Raw genomic sequence first — 20360 nt, 5'->3', positions numbered from 1 at the left:
TAATTTGATGAATACTATTCATTTCAATCCCGCAACACGCCTCTCTGCCTTTTCCAAAGCAATGGCGTATGCTTCAAAATAATACTTTATAAACTCACTCCAAAGTGCTTTCTTCGATAAAGCATCTGCGTTGGCGCGTGCTTTCTTGACCTGCGAATCTGTGAAATTAGAGAAATCTGCCACAGTCTCCTTTATATTGTCGGCTACTTCCGAGTAGTTGTAATCGGTTCGGTGAATCACCTTCACACCATCAATAAGCTCGCTGTAACCTCCCTTTATGCTGTTTGCCCATAGACCAAAGCCCGACAAATCTGTCGTGATGCACGGCACCTTGAATGCAATAGCCTCAAGCGGAGTATAACCCCATGGTTCGTAATACGAAGGATAAATGCACAAGTCATTGCCGAGCACAATATCATAATATGACATGTTCAGTATGCCGTCGTTCCCATCAAGATAACACGGCAGGAAAATAACCTTCACATTATCTTCCTGACGGTTGTGCATGTCATAATACTTAAGGGTATCCAGCACACAGTCGTGGCTCATCTCATGCAGCCAATGCGTCACGAGCGGCACTTCCAATGGAGTGTCATAATCCTTTCCGCTGGCAAGACGCTCCTGCAAGTCTCTGCGCGGCTCGCCAACCCATCCCGGCACTTCAATGAAAGCAACGACTTTCTTGTGCAAAACCTTGTCCCTCAGCAGCCTGTTCATGGCTTCTATGTAAACGTCGACGCCCTTGTTGCGGAATTCATAGCGCCCGCTTGTCGACACAATCAGCGTGTCATCCCCAAGGCGCTCGCCAAGCAAGGCGCTCGCAACATCGAGCATGCGCTTGCGTGCTTTCTTCCTCTTACGCGCAAAGACCGCTGGTGCAGGAACGAAACTGTTGTCGAATCCATTCGGCAAAACTACATCAACCTGTTTGTCGAGCAGCTCTTTGCATTCATTCGCAGTAATGTCGCTCACGGTGGTAAAGCAGTCAACGTGCCACGCAGTCTGTTTTTCAATAGAATGCTTGCTTTGCATGTTAAGCTCTCCGGCCATCTGGTCGCCATTGTAAGCAAAAAGATAATCGTAAAGCGGCTTCATGTTGCCAGCAATACTCCTTCCGATGCTTGTTGCATGCGTAGTGAAAAGAGTCGCCACCTGCGGCAACTTGTTGTTGACATACAACAGTCCAAGGCCGGTCATCCACTCGTTGCCATGATACACAACGCGGTCGTCAGCCCCAAGATTGTGATTATAGAAGCTCTCAACAACAAGGCCTGCTGCATATGAGAACATCGAAGCCTCATCATAGTCTCCGTAAGCATGGAGGCTATCTACCTGATAATGCTCCCACAGCCATGTATATATATCATTCTTTTGTGGGTAATAAGGTTTAAAGTCGACCAAGACAGTAACCGGGCTGCCCGGCACACGCCACCGCCCTATCCTAACGTTCAAGTTCTCAGAGGCCGCAGCCTCGCGCCAACCAGCCATGAGGTTTGGGTCTTCTTCAAAATAACAATCCTGAACATCTCCTCCAAAATCAGGCCCGATGAATATTATTCGGTCTTTCATCATGTCCTGAAGTGTCTTGGCTCTTGTAGACAGCACAGTGTAGATACCACCTACCTTATTACATACTTCCCAACTTGATTCAAATATATAATCCGGTTTCAAATCATATCTTCCCATAAAGTTACTCGTTAGCAGTCGCAAATATACATTAAATTATTGAGATTTACAATAAAAGGTAAAACAATCTTCAGCAACATAGCGATTTAATGATTTATATTTGCTATCTTTGCAGAAGGCCCATACTTGTGCGCGTCAACACAAATAAAATGCATAACAAACAGGAGCCTGCAATGCCCACCACACCAAAACAAACGTTATTTATTACGACATGAAAAGAATACTCACAATAGCAGCACTTGCACTGATGGCTGCTTCAGCAATAGCACAAAGCGATGCAGAGCCATTCAAAGGCAACCTGTCGAATGACGAATACAAGATTTACATAAACTTCGACTTCCACGGCAGCGGAATCAACGTGCCCGGGCACGAGATACTGGGACAGCTGCCGGGATACCTTGCCAAGCAACGAAACAGTTTTTACTGGCTTATCACCTCGGCAAAGATTGTCGGGAAAGACAAGGCCGAGATTGAGTTGATCAACGATTACGGCAGCGAAGACCTGACAGCAACCCTCACTATCAAAGACGACAGCACATATGTGCTGACGCAAGGCGACGGGAGCGCATTGAAAGTGCCCAACGACGGGAAATGGCAGAAGCTGCCACAAAAACTCGTTTTAAAGAAGAAATGAGCCCGACGTCACCTGGCGGCGCCACGCCACGCACTGCCCCTTCCCCTGCATGCATGCCCCATTGCCTGCCGCGAGGCTTCACAACCTGCCGGCGCAATAGTCCATCTCGTGCAATTCGCACCAGCCGGCATCCCTGACTTCCCTAAGGAAAAGCCGTGCGCACATCTCGGCGTCGTCGCCCGCGCGGTGGTGCGCTCCCATTAGTATCTCAAACTTTGCGCAAAGATAATCCAACTTGTTGCAGCTGAAGTCATAAAGATGACGTGCGGCACGCAACGAGCAATAATATGTGACATCAGGCTTTGGCAAGCCATACTGTTCGAGGGAGCTGCGTATGCAGCTCATGTCGAACGCCGCATTGTGTGCAACAAGCACCGGTGTTTCAGCCAGATAGGCCGACAGTTCATCCCAGACAAAAGGAAAAGCCGGTGAATTTTCTGTGTCCTCAGGCCTTATTCCATGTATTTGTATGTTGAAATTGCTGTAAAAATTGTCCCTGGGCCTAACCAGCCACGACCTTGTCTCCCTAATCTGTCCGTCACGCACGACACAGATGCCGGCCTCGCAAACAGAATCACGCCTGCCGCTGGCCGTCTCGAAGTCAATAGCCACAAAGTCCAAACCTTTATATTCCATAATCATTCGTATGTCGTTATAAACAACCACCGGGTGCAACCCGGATAAAAGGGCATGCCAGAAGGCAGCAGACGCCAATGCATTGAGGGGTCAAGCCAAGCACCGACAATGCCAACCAGCCGCGCCCACCAAATCATACCGCGGCAAAACAAAGAGGGCGCATCACCATGATGCACCCTCTTGTTATCACGATATTGTTTCATTCACCTTATCCTGTCGGCAGCCCTGACCAACCTCTCATCGGCCATGATGGCACGGCGGGCCAGAAAATAGAACACCGATGCCACCAGCGGACAAGCCCCTGCCCACGTCGGTGCAAACTCTGCAGAACCGTCACCCGGCTTCAGAACGCCGCCATATACCACATAAAGTATATACCAGCCAACCACCAACAGCATGGCGAACATGCAAAAACGGGCCTGCAGCAACCGGTTGGCGTACATGAATATGGCATAGAGGCCAATAGCCGCCGACAGCAGCAGTACGGCGAACAGCGGCCACGTCACAAATTGGCGGACGCCGGTGGGGCCGGTCACCCACAAGTTATACTCGCTGTAAACGGCAACCCCGCCCTCAGTGAAAGTGCCTATTTGCATGCAGAGGCAAACCACCGAGAGCACAACTGCCACCAACAGATATATTGTCTGTATGCGCTGTATCATGACATCTGCTACATCAGCTTATTTTTCCTCAGCCTGGGCAGCCTCCTTTGAAGGGTCCCTCCAGTAAACCTTGTTTTCCACAAACTCCTGCGTAGCAAGCAACGTAGGCTTGGGCAGCTTTTCATAATAGCGCGAAATCTCTATCTGCTCACGGTTTTCAAACACTTCCTCCAAGCTGTCATTGTAAGAAGCGAACTCCGCAAGCTTCTTGCTGAGGTCTTCCTTTATCTGAACTGAAATCTGGTTTGCGCGCTTTGCGATGATGGCAACACTCTCATAGATATTGCCCGTCTCATCGCACAAGTCCATGATGTTTCGTGTAACGGTGTTAACCGGAGCTTTTGATTTCTTGTAATCCATTTTAATATTGCTAATCTGAATTTGATTTATCGACGATAAAACAATGCAACATCAGTCGTTGGTGACCTTCTTGCACTTCTCAATATACTTTTTGGCCGTGGCAGCTTCCTTGCTGTCGGGATACTCGTTGAGGAACCCGTAGCACTCGTCTTCGGCGTCACGGTAGCGGTCAACGCGCTTGGCCTCTATGCTCTGCTCGGCCAGTTCAAACTTGCTCTTCATTATCAGCACAGCAAAATCCTCGCGCATCTTGCTGTACGGATATGTCTTCAGCGCGTTCTGGGCCGTCACGATGCAAGCCTCAAAATTAGAGCCGCCGCCGGTGCAGTTGCCGAAATAGTCGCCGAGGTCGTAATAGAGCTTGGCAGAGAGATATTCCTTCATCACAAGTTTGTCCTGAAGGTCAAAGAGGCGCTGCTGCGCTACGGGGCGTAGCTTCGAGTCGGGATAAATGTCCAAGAACTGCTGGTAGGCGTTTATGGCACCCACTGTAGGCGTCTGGTCGAGTCGTGGCTCCGGGGTGCTCTGGTAGAGCGACTGCCCTATGTAATAAGCGGCCTGCTCGGCATAAACGCCCTTGGGATACGACGAGAAGTACTTCTTGAACGTTGCCGACGCGCTCTCGTAGTCGCGGTCGCTGTATTCAGCCATTGCCAGCATGTAGAGGCACTCCTCGCCATTGTCAGTACCCTTCATCACGGTCAGCAGTTCCTGCAATAGCGAGATGGCATGCATATACTTACCGCGGGCGAAACACTCCTTGGCATACTCGTACTTATAACTGTAGTCGGCTGATTTGTATACGCGGTTAAACTCAGTGGTGCATCCACTGAAGAGAGCCGCAAAGCAAAACAATATGAATATCTTGGTCTTCATCCGTTGCTGATTTGGATTGCAAAATTAGTCATTTTCCATAGAAACCCCAAGTATTTCGTTTGTTTTTTTGGAAAATGTTCTTTAATATAACGTTTATTACGATGAAAATGAGTACTTTTGCCGACCATGAGCAGCTTCAAACTTACATCTAAATACAAGCCGACCGGCGACCAGCCGGAGGCTATCAGAGAACTTACCGAGGGCTTGGAGCGCGGCGACAAGGCCCAGGTGTTGCTCGGTGTGACCGGTTCAGGCAAGACTTTCACGATGGCCAACGTCATTGCCAACGCCAACCGCCCCACGCTGATACTGAGCCACAACAAGACCCTCGCCGCTCAGCTCTACGAAGAGATGCGCGGCTTCTTCCCCGAAAACGCCGTAGAGTACTATGTGAGTTATTACGACTATTACCAGCCCGAGGCTTACATACCGACCACAGACACATACATAGAGAAAGACCTGGCCATCAACGAAGAGATAGACCGCCTCAGGCTGCGGGCTGTCTCGTCGCTGCTGTCGGGCCGAAAAGACGTGGTGGTCGTTTCGTCGGTCAGCTGCATCTACGGCATGGGCAGCCCTGTGGCCCTGTCGGAAAACGTGATTGAGCTAAGGCGCGGGCAGTCTATCGACCGCAATGCGCTGTTGCGCAAACTCGTCCAGGCGCTCTACGTGCGCAATGACATCGACCTGCAGCGTGGCTCGTTCAGGGTCAAGGGCGACACCATCGACGTGGCCATGGCCTACAACGAGGCCATTCTGCGCATAACGTTCTGGGACGACGAAATCGACGCCATAGAAGAGCGCGACGCCGTCACGCTTGACAGGCTGGCTTCGTTTGAAGAATACAAGCTATATCCGGCCAACCTGTTCATGACCACCCAGGAGCAGACCAACATTGCCATACGCAACATACAGGACGACCTTACAAAGCAGGTGGCCTATTTCACCGAGCTGGGCGACCCCATCAAGGCCCAGCGCATCAAGGAGAGGGTGGAATACGACATGGAGATGATAAAGGAGCTCGGCCATTGCTCGGGCATAGAGAACTACTCGCGCTATTTCGACGGGCGCAACGCGGGCGAACGCCCCTACTGCCTGCTCGACTTCTTCCCTGAAGACTACCTTATGTTTATCGACGAGAGCCATGTCAGCGTGCCACAAATCAACGCCATGTATGGAGGCGACAGGGCGCGCAAGACCAACCTGGTGGAGTTCGGGTTCAGGCTTCCGGCTGCATTCGACAACCGCCCGCTCACGTTCGACGAGTTTCACAGCATGATCAACCAGGTGGTCTACGTCTCTGCCACACCGGCCGACTATGAGCTGCAGGAAGCCGAGGGTGTGGTTGTAGAGCAGGTGATACGCCCCACGGGGCTGCTCGACCCCGAGATAGAGGTGCGCCCGAGCGAAAACCAGATAGACGACCTGATGGAGGAAGTCAGGGTGCGCATTGAGCGCAAAGAGCGTGTGCTTGTAACGACACTGACCAAGCGGATGGCCGAAGAGCTGACAGAATACTTGCTCGGCCACGGCATCAGCACGGCTTACATACACAGTGATGTCGCCACACTCGACCGCGTGAAGATACTCGAGGAGCTGCGCGAAGGCCGCTACGACGTGCTTGTGGGCGTAAACCTGCTGCGCGAGGGCCTCGACCTGCCAGAAGTGTCGCTTGTGGCCATACTCGACGCCGACAAGGAGGGCTTCCTGCGCAGCCACCGAAGCCTGACGCAGACTGCCGGCCGGGCTGCCCGCAACGTAAATGGGAAGGTTATAATGTATGCCGACACCATTACGGCCAGCATGCAACAGACCATCGACGAGACAGCCCGGCGCCGAATGAAGCAGATGCGATACAACGAGATGAACGGAATAACGCCTACACAAATCAAGAAATCGCTAAAAACGGGTGTGCTGCGTGCCGAAATAGGCGGCGGCGAACAAGAGGACGAGAAGCCGACGGCACGCATGGCATACATAGAACCCGAATCGGCTGCATTCGCCGCCGACCCGATAGTGGAACGGATGACGAGGCCGCAGCTTGAAAAGAGCATCGCCAACACGACCAAGCTCATGAAGGAGGCTGCCAAGAGGCTCGACTTCATCCAGGCGGCACAATACAGGGATGAGATTATAAGGCTGCAGAAAGAGCTGGAACTGAAGTGAGCCAAGCCATGGCCCTGCCTGCGACCGACGGGCTGACGCCATCGTCGCCGCACGCCATGTGGCTACATTGTGCAGGCCATTCGCACATACCAAACAAAAGGTTTAAACCGACGCCGCAAACTACTGGCATACAGAGAGTTGTAAAAACGGGTGGTTTTACCATACAAAACGAGCCGTTTCATCATGCCAAACAGCCCGAACAGCCACGCCAAACGACCCATACCGGAAGCGCACCAAGCACGCAGGGCATTCTCATTGCCGCAAACCCGCTTGCCAAGGGCAGCGGTGCCGCGGCCGGCGGCATAGATGTGCTGGCCGAAAACGGCAGCGCCAAAGACCGGATGCCATAACAACAGACCATAGACACAGATTGTAATATTAAGCTTATCATGCACAAAAGAAACCTGAGAAAAACATCATTGGTGCTCACAGCCATGTCGGGCATAATCATGCTGTTGCTCACCTACCTGCAGCCATACACCCTGTCGGACGACATTCTATACCACTGCATCTGGCGACGGTCGGCCGACGAGGGTTTTGTAAGGATAGGCAGCCTTGCCGACATTGTGCAATCGCAAGCCATACACTACATGGAACTCACGGGGCGCGCCATCGTGCAGACAGTGGCCCAGGCGTTTCTCGGCCTGCTCAACAAGCCGGCATACGACGTGGCCAACGCCTTGATTTTTGCAATGACCGTATGGGCCGTCTCCAAGTTCGTGTCAAAATCCACCATCAAGCCACTCACGGTAATCATGGTCTTGTTTGTCATGATAGTGCTGATTCCCGGATTTGCCGACATATACCTGTGGGTTGAGGGTTCTGTAAATTACCTGTGGGTGTCGCTCGCCATAATGTTTTTCTTGTTCACCTTCGAGAAAAAGAAGGGCCGCGAAGCCTCGACCAAAGACTATCTGCTGAGCCCGCTGACCCTGTTCATAGGCTGGACGCATGAAGGCATGGCCCTGCCGCTTGCCATAAGCCTTGCTGGATATTGCTGGCTTATGCGGAAAACGATGCGCAAAAGCGCCGCCCTGCCCTATGTGGCATGGTTTACGCTGGGCTCGCTTGTATGCGCGCTTGCCCCTTCCACCCTGCTCCGGGCCATAGGCGGCGACGGCCACATAGCGGAAAGCCCACTTGTAAAGGTGGGCCTCGGACTGTTCACTTGCACCGAGATGCGCACGGTATGGGTGCTGGTGGCGGTGATGGCCTATGCCCGAAGGCGAAACAAGAGGTTGCTGGCTCTCCACTTAAGCAGATACGGCTACCTGTATTCATCGGTGGTATTGAGCATCGGCATAATCTTCGCCAGCGGTGTCACGCAGCCACGGGTTTGTTTCGCCGCCGAGTTTTTCGCCATGCTCCTCGCCATCAACCTGCTGCTGCGACTTGGCGCCGAACGCTATTCGGCCAGGCTTGGCGCAGCGCTGTCGGCAGCCATCGTGGCGGTGCTTATTCCGGGAATATACTATGCATACCAGGGCCACCTCAACAACCTATACTTAATGGCCCAAATAAAAGGCGGACAGACAGACATGATAAGAGTGAAACCGATGCTGGGCAACAGCTATTTCATCAGGAAATTTGTCTTCCTGCAGGTGGAGTTCGGCCCAAACACCTACTATTTCGCCCCCGACCCAAACGACGAGAACGTGAGATGCGCCGCCTATCTGCTTGGCCGCGACAGCCTGTCGTTCCTGCCCGACGACATGGTGGGAAAGATAATGGCCAATCCAGACAGCTACATTGAATACGGCGAGGACGCAACAGGCAGACTGATGGCAATGCAAATACCCAATGGCACAGAAGTGAACAAGATAACATTCATGCTGGGCGACGACAGTGCACCATTCTACAAGCGGCCGTTTGCGTATGCGAGCGATACGTATGAAGCCGACAGATGGCATACGGCAAAAATCAACGGAAGGACCTTTGTGTTCTTCGACAAGCCTATACCAAAGATATCAAGGCGCATTGACAGCATCAGAGTAGATGCGGCAAAGTGACGGTCGCGGCGGCAGAAACGGCATCATAACGCCACCCACGGGCCAGTGGCGCAACGCGCCCTGCACCACATAATCATAAAAACAATGTTAATCTGTGTAATCAGAACAAGTAATAGTCAGATATTTTGTAATTTTGCAAATCAAACAGCACTTTTATATTCAACGCAAATGAAAAAGATATTTGTTGCAATAATGGCGTTAATGCCGCTCATGGGCATGGCGCAAAACTCTTGGGAAACGGAGAACGAGCAAGGCACAAAGGCCAACCCCGACCAAAAATACCTGGCCGGTGCCGTACCTATGGTTGATGGCAAGGTGCAGTTTTCAACAGAAATATCTGCGCCCGGCAAGTCGGCTGCACAGATATACGACACCCTGCTGGCCTACTTCACACAGCTGAGCAAGGAAGACAACCAGCTTGAACAAAGCCGTGTGGTCATAAAAGACTCTGTAAACCACCAGCTTGCCGCCAACTACCAAGAGTGGCTCGTGTTCAAGAACAAGCCCCTTGTGCTCGACCGCACACGGTTTATGTATACCCTGACGGCCGAATGCAGCGACGGCAAGGCGGAAGTAACCATGAGACGCATATACTACCTATACGACGAGGAACGCAACCCGCAGACATACAACGCCGAAGAATGGATTACCGACGAGTACGGCCTGAAGAAGAACAAAGACAAACTGTCGAGGGTTAGCGGCAAGTTCCGCCGCAAGACTATAGACCGCAAGGACTACCTGTTCAACAAAATGGCAAACCTCTTCAAATAAGAGGCTTGCCGTTTCCTTGCAACCACAACAACATTTCACACCCGTAAAACCACAGCCGACCCGATGATAAAAGACGAAATAGACGAAATCGTTGAAAGACAACAGGCCCAACACCACGGAAGGCCCAACGAACGCCAGCTGAAAATGAAGAAGATACGCAATTGGCTCAACATTGCGTTCATGGTCATTGCCATGGCGGGCGTGATTATTTATCTTGCCGGCAACATGACGATAGGCCTTTACGTAATCATCGCGTCATTGCCCTTCAAGTTTGTAGATGCGGCCATCCGAATATTGAGAATGTAAATGAAGAAAACCCTTATAACGCTACTGTGCCTCACGGCCATCGGCGCCAATGCCCAGACATACAACCAGATAGACGAGACAGGGCAAATAACTCAGCGCGACGAAAACGAAAACCGCAATTTCAACAAGCACAGCAACGACACGACAAAAAACAAGGAGATTCCCAAGGGCATCTATGTGTGGACTGTTGACCGCAAGTTTGGCGACATCACGCCGGCTGTCGTCGACACAATGCAACACATGTACATGAACTCCATATTCAACACCGGGCTATACGGGGAATACAACACCACAGGCAACAACTACACCGCACGCGAAAGCAGGATTGTGATTGACCGCCCGCTGCCCGCACAGTTCATGTTCACACAACCGTACAGCTACATTATCAAGCAACCCGAACAGCTTCACTTCACCAACACCCTGTCGCCGATAACAAACATCTCTTACGACAACTGCGGCAACAAGACCAACGGCGAAGACCACATCGACGCTAAATTTGCGGTGAACGCCAACAAGAAGTTCGGCTTCGGGTTCGACCTCAACTATGCCTACGCCCGTGGATACTATGCAAACCAAAGCACGTCGCACTTCGGGGCAACACTCTACGCGTCGTACCTTGGCGACCAATACAACATGCATGCCATCTTTTCAACATACCACCAAAAGGTTTCGGAGAACGGAGGCATAACAGACGACAACTACGTAACTCACCCGGAAAGCTTTGACGACTCGTACAGTGATAATGAGATACCTACAGTGCTGAGCCAAAACTGGAACAGGAACAACAGCCTTCACTTCTTCCTAACCCACAGGTACAGCCTTGGTTTCTACCGCATGGTTAAGCTTACCGAAGCCGAACTGAAAGCGCGGCAATTTGCAGCCGAGTCGAAGAAAGACAACGCAGAGAAACAGCAGGGCAAAGACGCCAACCCGCCCACCGGGCGCAAGCGCGGCGAAAAAGTGGCCACGGCGGCTCCGTCGGGGCGACCTGAGGGGGCTACCATTGCCGGCGACGAACCTACCGACACTACATCAATGGCCATAGACACCACACGCCTCAGCGTAGACTCTAAAGAGAAAATGGACAGTCTGCTGGCCGCCAAGCAAAGGCAGGACTCTATCGACGCAACCATGAAACGTGAGTTTGTGCCGGTGACAAGTTTCATACATACAGCCGACGTAAACAGGTACGACAGGATATACCAGACATACGAGTCGCCCGAGGATTACTACGCAAACACTTACTACACCCACAACGACGACATGAGCTATGGCGGCGACTCTATCTACGACCGCACAAAGATGCTTTCGATAAAAAACACGCTGGCCATAGCCCTGCTTGAGGGGTTCAACAAATACGCCAAGGCCGGCTTGAAAGTGTTTGCCAGCCACGAGCTTCGCAAATTTGACATGCCCGACGTGTTCCAGAACGGCAACTACACTCTGTCGAGGATGGCCAGCTGGACAGAAAACAATGTGAGCATAGGCGGACAAATAGCAAAGACGCAAGGCAAGACACTGCACTACAATGTGATGGCTGAAACATGGCTGGTGGGCGAAGACGCAGGCCAACTGAAAGTAGACTTCAGCACCGACGTCAACTTCCCCCTGTTCGGTGACACCGTGACGCTGGCAGCCAAAGCCTATTTCTACAGGCTGAACCCAACGTTCTACCAGCGCCGCTACCACTCTAAGCATATATGGTGGGACAACGACGACATGAGCAAGGAAACGCGCACGCGCATTGAAGGGCTTTTCTCTTACAGAAAAACAAAGACCAGCCTGCGCGTGGCGGTGGAGGAGATACAGAACTACACTTACTTCTCAACGTCTTACGACGCCACTACCGACGGGCGCACCAACATGACGGCCAGCATCAACCAGCATGGTGGCAACATCAACCTGCTCACTGCCCAGCTGCGCCAAGACTTCAGGCTCGGGATATTGAATTGGGAAAACATCGTAACCTACCAGCACTCAAGCAACCAAGAGGTGCTGCCGGTGCCTGCGCTGAACCTGTTTACAAACTTATACATCAAGTTTAAAATAGTAAAGCAGCTTACAGTAGAGCTGGGAGGCGACGCATATTTTTTCACCAACTACTTCGCGCCTGACTTCGTGCCGCAACTGAACCAATTTGCTGTGCAGTCTAACAGCGCAAGCAAAGTGAAGCTGGGGGGCTATCCGTTTGTCGATGTCTACGCCAACCTGCACCTAAAGCGCACCAGGTTCTTCGTTATGTTCAGCCACGTGACGGCCGGAAATGGCAACAGTATGTATTTCCTTACTCCCCACTACCCGCAAAACGGGCGCATTCTGCGCTTCGGGTTGTCGTGGAACTTCTTCAACTGACGCACGCCCTGCCGCTCTCTACCGTCCCCACACGGGCTTACCATGGGTTGACGCCCAATGAAAACGGCATTCTCAGAAATACAATAAGGGGCACAAAGCAAAAGCCTCACAGACACCTTACGGTTGCTGTGAGGCTTTTGCTTATAATTCCAATCGCCATTTGGGGGCCGTAGAGATTCGGATTGGTGCCGGGCTGATTGGCATGCGCCTATGCAGAAGGCGCCGACAGCAATGGCTACACCAAGCGGCACACAATAGGCAGGCTATGGGATGGAAGCGCTTGGAAACCATCATATAGATGTCAATCCAAACACCCTGCGGCATAATGGCAGGTTAGGTTCGCCCCGTCAGTTGGAGCATTTGTCATACCACTTGCGCAAGATTCCCTTAGGAACACCGCTGCCAACCATCTCGTCGAGCGCAACACGAGCCTCTTTCTTCTTGCCCATGAGCAACAGCACGTCGACGCGCGAAATGCGGAAGTCAACGTTGGCCGGAGCCAGGCGTATGGCTTGTTCCCAATCATACAGAGCCGCACCATACACCTTCTGCTCCTTCTCGAAGTCGGCCCTGGCCGCATATACAGCAGCACTGTCGGGAAACTGCTCAACAAGACGGTTCATCTCGTCCATGGCAGCAGCCTTACGCCCGAGCTTCCGATATGAATAGGCCAGGCCGAGCCTGGCCTCCATATTGTAAGGAGCAATGCCGAGGAAGGTCTCATAGTCGTTGCACGCCAAGTCATAGCGCCGCAGGTTGTTGTTGGCAAAAGCCCTATAGAAAAGGGCCGCAAGGTTGCGTGGCTCCTTGTCCAACACCAAGCCGCACTCCGACACGGCATAATCCCACTGCCCCAGCTCAAGGTTGACAGCAGCCTTACGCAGGTGCAAGTCTGATGAATATGGCGAAGTCTCTATCTGCCTGTTCAACACAGACAAAGAGTCACGCCATTGCTGAAGCGACTGGCCATAGGCAGAAAGGCTGCCCAACAGGCACACACCGATGATAAAGGCTGAAGACTTCAAGGCTTACGACTTCTTGATATAGTCAACAATCCACATGCCTACCTCGCGAGTGCCGTAATGGGCCCCACCCTCGACCTGAATCTCGGGCGTGCGAACACATGCGTCGAGCGAAGCGTCGACGGCCTTGCGTACGAGCTCCCCCTCGTCAACCAAATTGAAATGCTCCAAAAGCATGGCAACAGACAGTATCTGTGCCAGAGGGTTGGCCTTGTTCTGTCCCTTGGCCTGCGGCCATGAGCCATGCACAGGCTCAAACACAGGTGTGCTCTCACCGGTTGAAGCCGACGGAAGCAGGCCCATCGACCCAGAAATGCAGCTTCCTTCATCGGTAAGTATGTCGCCGAAAGTGTTTTCGGTGATCATGACATCAAAGAACGTAGGCTCTGTTATCATGCGCATGGCGGCATTGTCTACATACATATAATCGACAGACACATCGGGGTATGACGGTTCCATTTCCTGAGCAATCTGGCGCCACAGCCGGCTTGACGCCAAGACATTGGCCTTGTCTACAACAGTGAGGTGGTGATGACGCTTGCGGGCGTATTCAAAGCCAACCTTCAGTATGCGCTCTATCTCTGGTCGGGTGTAATAGTTGGTGTCGTATGCCTTGTCATTGTCTTGGTATTTCTCTCCGAAATACATGCCGCCGGTAAGCTCACGGATGCAAACAAAATCGGCGCCGTCGACAAGTTCAGAGCGCAACGGCGACTTGTGCAAAAGGCACTTGAACGTCTGTACCGGCCTTATATTTGCATAGAGGCCCAGTTTCTTGCGCATGGCGAGCAAGCCCTGTTCGGGGCGCACCTTGGCCGTTGGGTCGTTGTCGAACCTCGTGTCTCCCACGGCCGCGAAAAGAACGGCATCTGCATTACGGCATATATCATAAGTCTTTTCGGGGAATGGGTCGCCTACCTCGTCAATGGCATGTGCCCCGCAAAGAGCTTGCTCATATTCAAACTCATGGCCGAACTTGCTTGCAATGGCATCCATGACAGCAATGCCCTGCTCCATTATTTCCGGCCCAATGCCATCGCCTGGCAATACAGCAATCTTAAGTTTCATTGTCTATTAATTTATTGTTTGTTACCTTCTTCTATTATATTAAGCATTTTGAACGTGGCCTTGATTGCAGCCTCGGTCTGGTCGGCGTCGAGTCCTCGTGTCCGCAACATCTTATCTCCATTGCGCCATGTGATGACCGTCTGCACCAATGCATCCGTGCGGCCCCCCGGCGGTATGGTGACGGCGTAATTGGCCAGTGTCGGGAACGTGCGTCCGAGCGAATCGCGGTATATCTTGCGCAATGCTTTCACGAAAGCGTCATACTGTCCGTCGCCGGTGGAAAATCCCTCATACTCGTTGCCATTGATACAAACCTTGACGCTTGCCAATGGCTTGAGGCCATAAGCAGACGAGACCATATAACTGACAAGCCGCACTTTGTCTTCGGGAGCGGTATGCTTTAGCACATCACTGACGATGAACGGCAGGTCTTCCTGCGTCACAATCTCCTTGCGGTCGCCCAGTTCGGTGATTCGTTGAGTGATTTTCTTGGTCTGCTCAGGCGTAAGCTCCAAGCCCAGCTCCTGCAAATTGCGGGCAATGTTTGCATTGCCGCTCGTCTTGCCCAGGGCATACTCGCGCTTACGACCGAAACGCTCAGGCATGAGGTCGTTGCAATATAAATTGTCTTTGTTGTCACCATCGGCATGCACACCGGCCACCTGCGTAAACACATTCTCGCCCACTATGGGCTGATTGGGCGCAACGGCTATGCCGGAATAACCCTCGACCAAGCGGCTGATGGCATTGAGCTCGCTCTCGTTGATGTTGGTCTTGGCATGAAACTGGTCTTTCAATATCACCTGAACGCTTGACAACGGCGCATTGCCGCATCGCTCGCCGAGGCCGTTCACAGTGACATGTATTCCTTTAGCTCCGCTCAGCACGGCCGCAAGCGAATTGCTTACGGCAAGGTCATAATCGTTGTGCGCATGAAAATCGAAGTGGGTGCCGGGATAACGCTTCTGCATCTTGCGGAAATACTCTATAACCTGCAAGGGGTTCATTATCCCCAAGGTGTCTGGAAGCATGAACCTCCGTATACCGCAGTGGGCCAAGGCATCGACCATGGCATAAACATACTCTGGTGAATCTTTCATGCCGTTGCTCCAGTCTTCAAGGTACAGATTGACGGTGATGCCTTTCTTCTCAGCATATTCTATTGTCCTCAGTATATCATCAATATGCTCCTGTGGCGTCTTGTGCAACTGGCCGGTGCAATGGCGCAATGAACCTTTTGCCAACAGATTTATAACCTTTCCGCCACAACCGTCAATCCAGTCGACAGAAAGGCATCCGTCAACAAAACCAAGCACCTCTACCCGCTCGAGCATCCCCACCTGCCTGGCATAACGGCAAATCATGGAAACGGCGTCTTTCTCGCCATCCGACACCCGAGCCGAAGCAACCTCTATGCGGTCAACATTCACATCCTTAAGGAGCTTGCGGGCAATGACCAGTTTCTCGTGCGGCAGAAAAGAGACGCCACTGGTCTGCTCGCCGTCGCGGAGGGTGCTGTCCATAATCTCGACAAAAGGCTGTATGCGCCGGTAAGAGTTGTTCATTTGTTGAGCCGTTCCCATGCCTCGATTTTATCCTTATTCTGCAACAAATAGTCGATGTCGTCAAGACCGTTCATCAGGCAGTGCTTCTTGTACGAGTTGATTTCAAACTTTTCGCTCCTGCCAGTGGCCTTGTTCAAAACAGTCTGGTTTGGAAGGTCGACCTCAACCTCTGTCTTCGGATTGTCGGCTATGCTGGCGAACAACTCCTGCAAAAACGAGTCGGTGACGACAACAGGCAATACGAAATTATTCAATTCGTTGTTTTTATGTATGTCGGCAAAGAAACTGCTGATGACAACGCGAAAGCCATAGCCCGCTATGGCCCATGCTGCGTGCTCTCGGCTGGATCCCGACCCGAAATTCTTGCCTGCAACCAAAATACAGCCGCCATAGACAGGGTTGTTCAAAACAAAGTCTTTTTTCAGACTACCGTCTTCGTTGTAACGCCAATCATGGAAAAGATTGTCGCCAAAGCCGGCCTTGTCAGTGGCCTTGAGAAAACGTGCAGGTATTATCTGGTCTGTGTCCACATTCTCTAAAGGCAGTGGAACACAAGTACTTGTTATAACACTAAACTTCTGTTTCATACGTTCATTGCATTAAAATCCGGGGATCTGTGATTTTACCTGTTACTGCTGCGGCGGCGGCAACCAACGGTGAAGCCAATATTGTGCGCGAGCCCGGACCCTGTCTTCCTTCAAAGTTACGGTTGCTTGTAGACACCGCATATTTCCCGGCAGGCACTTTGTCGTCGTTCATCGCAAGACAAGCAGAGCACCCCGGCTGGCGAATCTCGAAACCGGATTCATGAAGTACCTTATCAATACCTTCCTCACGTATCTGGCGCTCTACCGCCCACGAGCCGGGAACCAGCCATGCCACAATGCCGTCGGCCTTTTTCCGGCCTTCCACTATCGAGGCAAAAGCCCTGAAATCTTCTATGCGCCCATTGGTGCAAGCGCCTAAGAATACATAGTCTACATCATGGCCGAGCAGACGCTCCCCCGGTTTAAAGCCCATATAGTCGAGCGACTTGGCAAAAGATGCCCTTCCTGAATCGTCGATATCACTGAGTTTCGGAATGGCAGACGTTATGCCCATACCCATGCCCGGGTTTGTGCCGTAGGTAATCATGGGCTCAATGTCGGCAGCATCAAAGACAAGCTCTTTGTCAAACACGGCGTCATCACCACTCTTTAGTGTACGCCAATAGGCCACAGCCTTTTCCCAATCGTCGCCTTTGGGGGCGAATTGCCGGCCTTTGATATATTCAAATGTGGTATCATCAGGGGCGACAAAGCCTCCGCGAGCGCCCATCTCTATAGACAGGTTGCACAAGGTGAGCCTGCCCTCCATACTCATGTCGCGAACCACCTGACCCGAATACTCGACAAAGTAGCCTGTAGCCCCGGAAGTGGTCAACTTCGACATAAGGTACAAGGCGACGTCTTTTGCAGTGACACCTGTGCCCAATTTTCCGTCGATGGTTATGCGCATGGACTTTGGCTTTTGCTGCAATATGCACTGAGAAGCCAAGACCATCTCCACTTCGCTGGTGCCTATGCCAAAGGCGATAGCCCCCACTGCACCATGGGTTGACGTATGCGAATCACCACACACAATGGTCATGCCTGGCAACGATAGCCCTTTCTCTGGCCCTACGACATGAATTATGCCATTATCCTGAGACATCATACTATAATGAGTCAATCCGAACTCACGTGCATTTACCGCTAACGCATCTACCTGCTTGCGCGACACGGGGTCTTCTATCGGTTTGTCCTGGTCGTGAGTAGGCGTATTATGATCCGGCATGCAAAATATCTGCTGCGGCCGAAAGCATTTGAGTCCTCTCTTCCTCAAGCCATCGAAAGCTTGCGGTGATGTTACTTCATGACAATACAGTCTGTCAATGTATAATTGTGTGGGGCCGTCTGCTATGGCCTGCACAACGTGCTTATCCCATATCTTGTCAAATAATGTGTTCATCAGCTGATGTTATTTTCTAAATTTGTTTATACAATCTATGTAAGCTTCCACCGAAGCCGTAACTATATCAGTGTTTGCTCCGAAACCATAATAGACGTTGCCGTCATACTCTACCTGCATGTGAACCTTCCCGACATCATCAGACCCTTTGCTAATGGCCTGAATGGTGAATTCCTTGAGAGTCATTTGCTTGCGTATGATTCGCTTCAAAGCCTTGATGGCAGCGTCTACCGGGCCGTTTCCAGTGGACGACTCCTCAAACTTCTGGCCTGAGATGTCTAAGCCTACACTGGCCACACTCCTTACTCCCATGCCTGTTGTCACCTGCAAGTAATCAAGCTTGACGGCATGAGCCTCTGCTGTGTCGGCTCCTGCAAGCATAAGTATATCGTCATCATTTACTTCTTTCTTCTGGTCTGCGAGCTTCAAGAATTTCTGGTAAATCTTATCAACTGCTTCCTCGCTCGTCACTTTCACGCCAAGTACACCAAGCCTGTACTTAAGCGCAGCACGGCCAGAACGGGCTGTGAGCACTATGGAGTTGTCGTCCAGTCCAACATCCTTGGGGTTCATTATCTCATACGTCTGGACGTTCTTGAGCACGCCGTCCTGATGGATGCCGCTTGAATGCGCAAAGGCATTGCGGCCAACCACGGCCTTATTTGGCTGCACCGGCATATTCATGAGGCTTGAAACCATACGGCTGGCTGGATATATCTTCACCGTGTTGATATTCGTATCAATGCCAATATCCTTGTGGCACTTCAGAATCATGGCTATCTCTTCAAGCGATGTATTGCCTGCACGCTCACCGATGCCGTTGATTGTGACTTCCACTTGGCGCGCACCATTCAGCACACCACTCAACGTATTTGCTGTTGCCATACCTAAATCATTATGACAGTGGGTCGATATGACAGCTTTGTCTATTCCGTCAACATGCTCAACCAAGTACTTTATCTTGTCTCCGTACTCTGAGGGCAAACAATATCCAGTTGTGTCAGGGATATTAACCACAGTTGCCCCGGCCTTAATTACCGCCTCAATGACTCTGGCCAGGTATTCATTCTCTGTGCGCCCGGCATCTTCTGCATAGAACTCTACGTCTTCTACGTATTTCTTCGCGTATCTGACGGCAGACACGGCACGCTCAATGATTTCGTCTCTCGTGCTGTTAAACTTGTAACGTATGTGCGAATCACTTGTGCCAATGCCTGTATGAATACGCTTATGCTTTGCATATTTCAAAGATTCGGCGGCAACATCAATGTCTTTCTCGACTGCTCGTGTCAAGGCACATATTGTCGGCCATGTCACAGCCTTTGAAATTTCGATGACTGAATTAAAGTCTCCGGGACTGGAAATTGGGAAACCCGCCTCAATGACATCAACCCCGAGTTGCTCCAACATCTTCGCAACTTGTATCTTCTCTACAGTGTTAAGCTGACAACCTGGCACTTGCTCGCCGTCGCGAAGCGTTGTGTCAAAAATAAACAATCTGTCACTCATCATATTCATTTTAAGTATTATCCAACTAAAAGACCTTTCTCACTAATGGAAGTGAAAAAGGTCTGAAACTATATCTGAGTCATAATTACACGCCTATTTCCCCACTCCCTTTCATCTCTGGCAGTAGAATAATATCAATAAGCTGTAATAGATTAATATACATATTCTCCATAATTAAGTTACTTTACAACTGCAAAGTTAATCAAAATAACACAAACAAACAAACAAATCGAAAGATTTTTAGCAATAATACTATCATTTTCTTTCTTTATATTATATTTCTTACTGCATGCTAAGCACATGGACGCTCTGACCATATTATCAAATCAGCCTATATGTTGTGCTTCACGCTGTCTTCACGTTACATCACAAAACTTCGGGACTCATGAAAGTCGTGTGATATCAGATTGAAAGACGGTTGCAAAGCGCAACTTTTACAAAAACTGCCTATGTCATAAGCAGGAGACAATTTATTAAAGTACAATCATAACCTGAAAAGCTCAGGCCTCTCAGACAAATGCATCAGCGCACCGCATCAGCCCTATCGGGCGCAGCTGCGGCGGCGTCCGCGACACTTACGGCTGCCGGCGCAATGGAGCAATCCGGCCAGCGTGGCCGCCCCCAGCAGACCTGGGGGATGGGATGCGCGGCCGGGGCCGCTGGCGAGGATACAAAAAATGCCGCCCGACCGGGGATGAACCCGGCGGGCGGCAACATGAAAGGCGGCGGCATCCTACTCTCCCGCATTG

General features: G+C 51.3%; 17 protein-coding genes. 6 read left to right on the top strand and 11 right to left on the bottom strand.

The window, feature by feature from the left end; all coding sequences use genetic code 11:
• Window positions 1-18: 18 nt before the first annotated feature.
• Window positions 19-1686, bottom strand: coding sequence for a glycosyltransferase (locus tag H6B30_RS13440; RefSeq protein WP_205111451.1), 1668 nt, complete (start codon window positions 1684-1686; stop codon window positions 19-21).
• Window positions 1687-1897: 211 nt separating this feature from the next.
• On the opposite strand from H6B30_RS13440, the gene H6B30_RS13435 reads away from it, so the two are divergent.
• Window positions 1898-2320 (top strand): hypothetical protein, encoded by a 423-nt coding sequence (locus H6B30_RS13435; protein WP_205111449.1) that lies wholly within the window; start codon window positions 1898-1900, stop codon window positions 2318-2320.
• Window positions 2321-2398: 78 nt separating this feature from the next.
• Here H6B30_RS13435 and H6B30_RS13430 read toward each other — a convergent pair whose 3' ends face one another.
• The 4 genes from H6B30_RS13430 to H6B30_RS13415 form a co-directional block, all read right to left on the bottom strand.
• Window positions 2399-2956 (bottom strand): 3'-5' exonuclease, encoded by a 558-nt coding sequence (locus tag H6B30_RS13430; protein WP_205111447.1) that lies wholly within the window; start codon window positions 2954-2956, stop codon window positions 2399-2401.
• Between the two features lie 203 nt (window positions 2957-3159).
• Window positions 3160-3618, bottom strand: a complete 459-nt coding sequence (locus tag H6B30_RS13425) for a DUF4293 domain-containing protein (RefSeq protein WP_205111445.1) — start codon at window positions 3616-3618, stop codon at window positions 3160-3162.
• An 18-nt stretch (window positions 3619-3636) separates the two neighbouring features.
• On the bottom strand, window positions 3637-3978 hold the full coding sequence (locus tag H6B30_RS13420) for a DNA-directed RNA polymerase subunit omega (protein WP_205111443.1): 342 nt from the start codon (window positions 3976-3978) through the stop codon (window positions 3637-3639).
• Window positions 3979-4029: 51 nt separating this feature from the next.
• On the bottom strand, window positions 4030-4854 hold the full coding sequence (locus tag H6B30_RS13415; protein ID WP_205111441.1) for an outer membrane protein assembly factor BamD: 825 nt from the start codon (window positions 4852-4854) through the stop codon (window positions 4030-4032).
• Between the two features lie 126 nt (window positions 4855-4980).
• Between H6B30_RS13415 and uvrB the strand changes: the two genes are divergently transcribed.
• The 5 genes from uvrB to H6B30_RS13390 all read left to right on the top strand — a co-directional run bounded on the left by uvrB (window position 4981) and on the right by H6B30_RS13390 (window position 12458).
• Window positions 4981-7020, top strand: a complete 2040-nt coding sequence (gene uvrB / locus H6B30_RS13410; protein WP_205111440.1) for an excinuclease ABC subunit UvrB — start codon at window positions 4981-4983, stop codon at window positions 7018-7020.
• Window positions 7021-7409: 389 nt separating this feature from the next.
• Complete coding sequence (locus H6B30_RS13405; RefSeq protein WP_205111438.1) at window positions 7410-9029, top strand: DUF6056 family protein; 1620 nt, start codon at window positions 7410-7412, stop codon at window positions 9027-9029.
• Window positions 9030-9197: 168 nt separating this feature from the next.
• Window positions 9198-9800: a DUF4468 domain-containing protein gene (locus H6B30_RS13400; RefSeq protein WP_205111436.1), complete on the top strand. Its 603-nt coding sequence runs from the start codon at window positions 9198-9200 to the stop codon at window positions 9798-9800.
• A gap of 63 nt (window positions 9801-9863) precedes the next feature.
• The gene (locus H6B30_RS13395) at window positions 9864-10106 is read left to right on the top strand and encodes a hypothetical protein (RefSeq protein ID WP_205111434.1); all 243 of its coding nucleotides are present in this window, start codon (window positions 9864-9866) and stop codon (window positions 10104-10106) included.
• Complete coding sequence (locus H6B30_RS13390) at window positions 10107-12458, top strand: putative porin (RefSeq protein WP_205111432.1); 2352 nt, start codon at window positions 10107-10109, stop codon at window positions 12456-12458.
• Between the two features lie 347 nt (window positions 12459-12805).
• Here H6B30_RS13390 and H6B30_RS13385 read toward each other — a convergent pair whose 3' ends face one another.
• The 6 genes from H6B30_RS13385 to H6B30_RS13360 are packed head-to-tail and all read right to left on the bottom strand — an operon-like array spanning window position 12806 to window position 19611.
• Complete coding sequence (locus H6B30_RS13385; RefSeq protein WP_205111430.1) at window positions 12806-13483, bottom strand: tetratricopeptide repeat protein; 678 nt, start codon at window positions 13481-13483, stop codon at window positions 12806-12808.
• 3 nt (window positions 13484-13486) lie between these two features.
• A complete protein-coding gene (leuB, locus tag H6B30_RS13380) occupies window positions 13487-14548 on the bottom strand; it encodes a 3-isopropylmalate dehydrogenase (RefSeq protein ID WP_205111428.1) in 1062 nt (353 codons plus the stop codon).
• A gap of 11 nt (window positions 14549-14559) precedes the next feature.
• The gene (locus H6B30_RS13375; protein WP_205111426.1) at window positions 14560-16131 is read right to left on the bottom strand and encodes a hydroxymethylglutaryl-CoA lyase-like TIM-barrel protein; all 1572 of its coding nucleotides are present in this window, start codon (window positions 16129-16131) and stop codon (window positions 14560-14562) included.
• The gene (leuD, locus tag H6B30_RS13370) at window positions 16110-16700 is read right to left on the bottom strand and encodes a 3-isopropylmalate dehydratase small subunit (RefSeq protein ID WP_205111424.1); all 591 of its coding nucleotides are present in this window, start codon (window positions 16698-16700) and stop codon (window positions 16110-16112) included. Before leuD ends, H6B30_RS13375 begins: the two co-directional genes overlap by 22 nt.
• Before the next feature lie 4 nt (window positions 16701-16704).
• Complete coding sequence (gene leuC, locus H6B30_RS13365; RefSeq protein WP_205111421.1) at window positions 16705-18102, bottom strand: 3-isopropylmalate dehydratase large subunit; 1398 nt, start codon at window positions 18100-18102, stop codon at window positions 16705-16707.
• Between the two features lie 9 nt (window positions 18103-18111).
• Window positions 18112-19611 (bottom strand): 2-isopropylmalate synthase, encoded by a 1500-nt coding sequence (locus H6B30_RS13360; protein WP_205111499.1) that lies wholly within the window; start codon window positions 19609-19611, stop codon window positions 18112-18114.
• Between the last annotated feature and the right edge of the window lie 749 nt (window positions 19612-20360).

This window comes from Marseilla massiliensis, assembly GCF_016899955.1.
Lineage (GTDB): Bacteria > Bacteroidota > Bacteroidia > Bacteroidales > Bacteroidaceae > Prevotella > Prevotella intestinigallinarum.
Note: the sequence above shows the minus strand (reverse complement) of the source record. Positions and strands in the feature narration are given on the sequence as shown.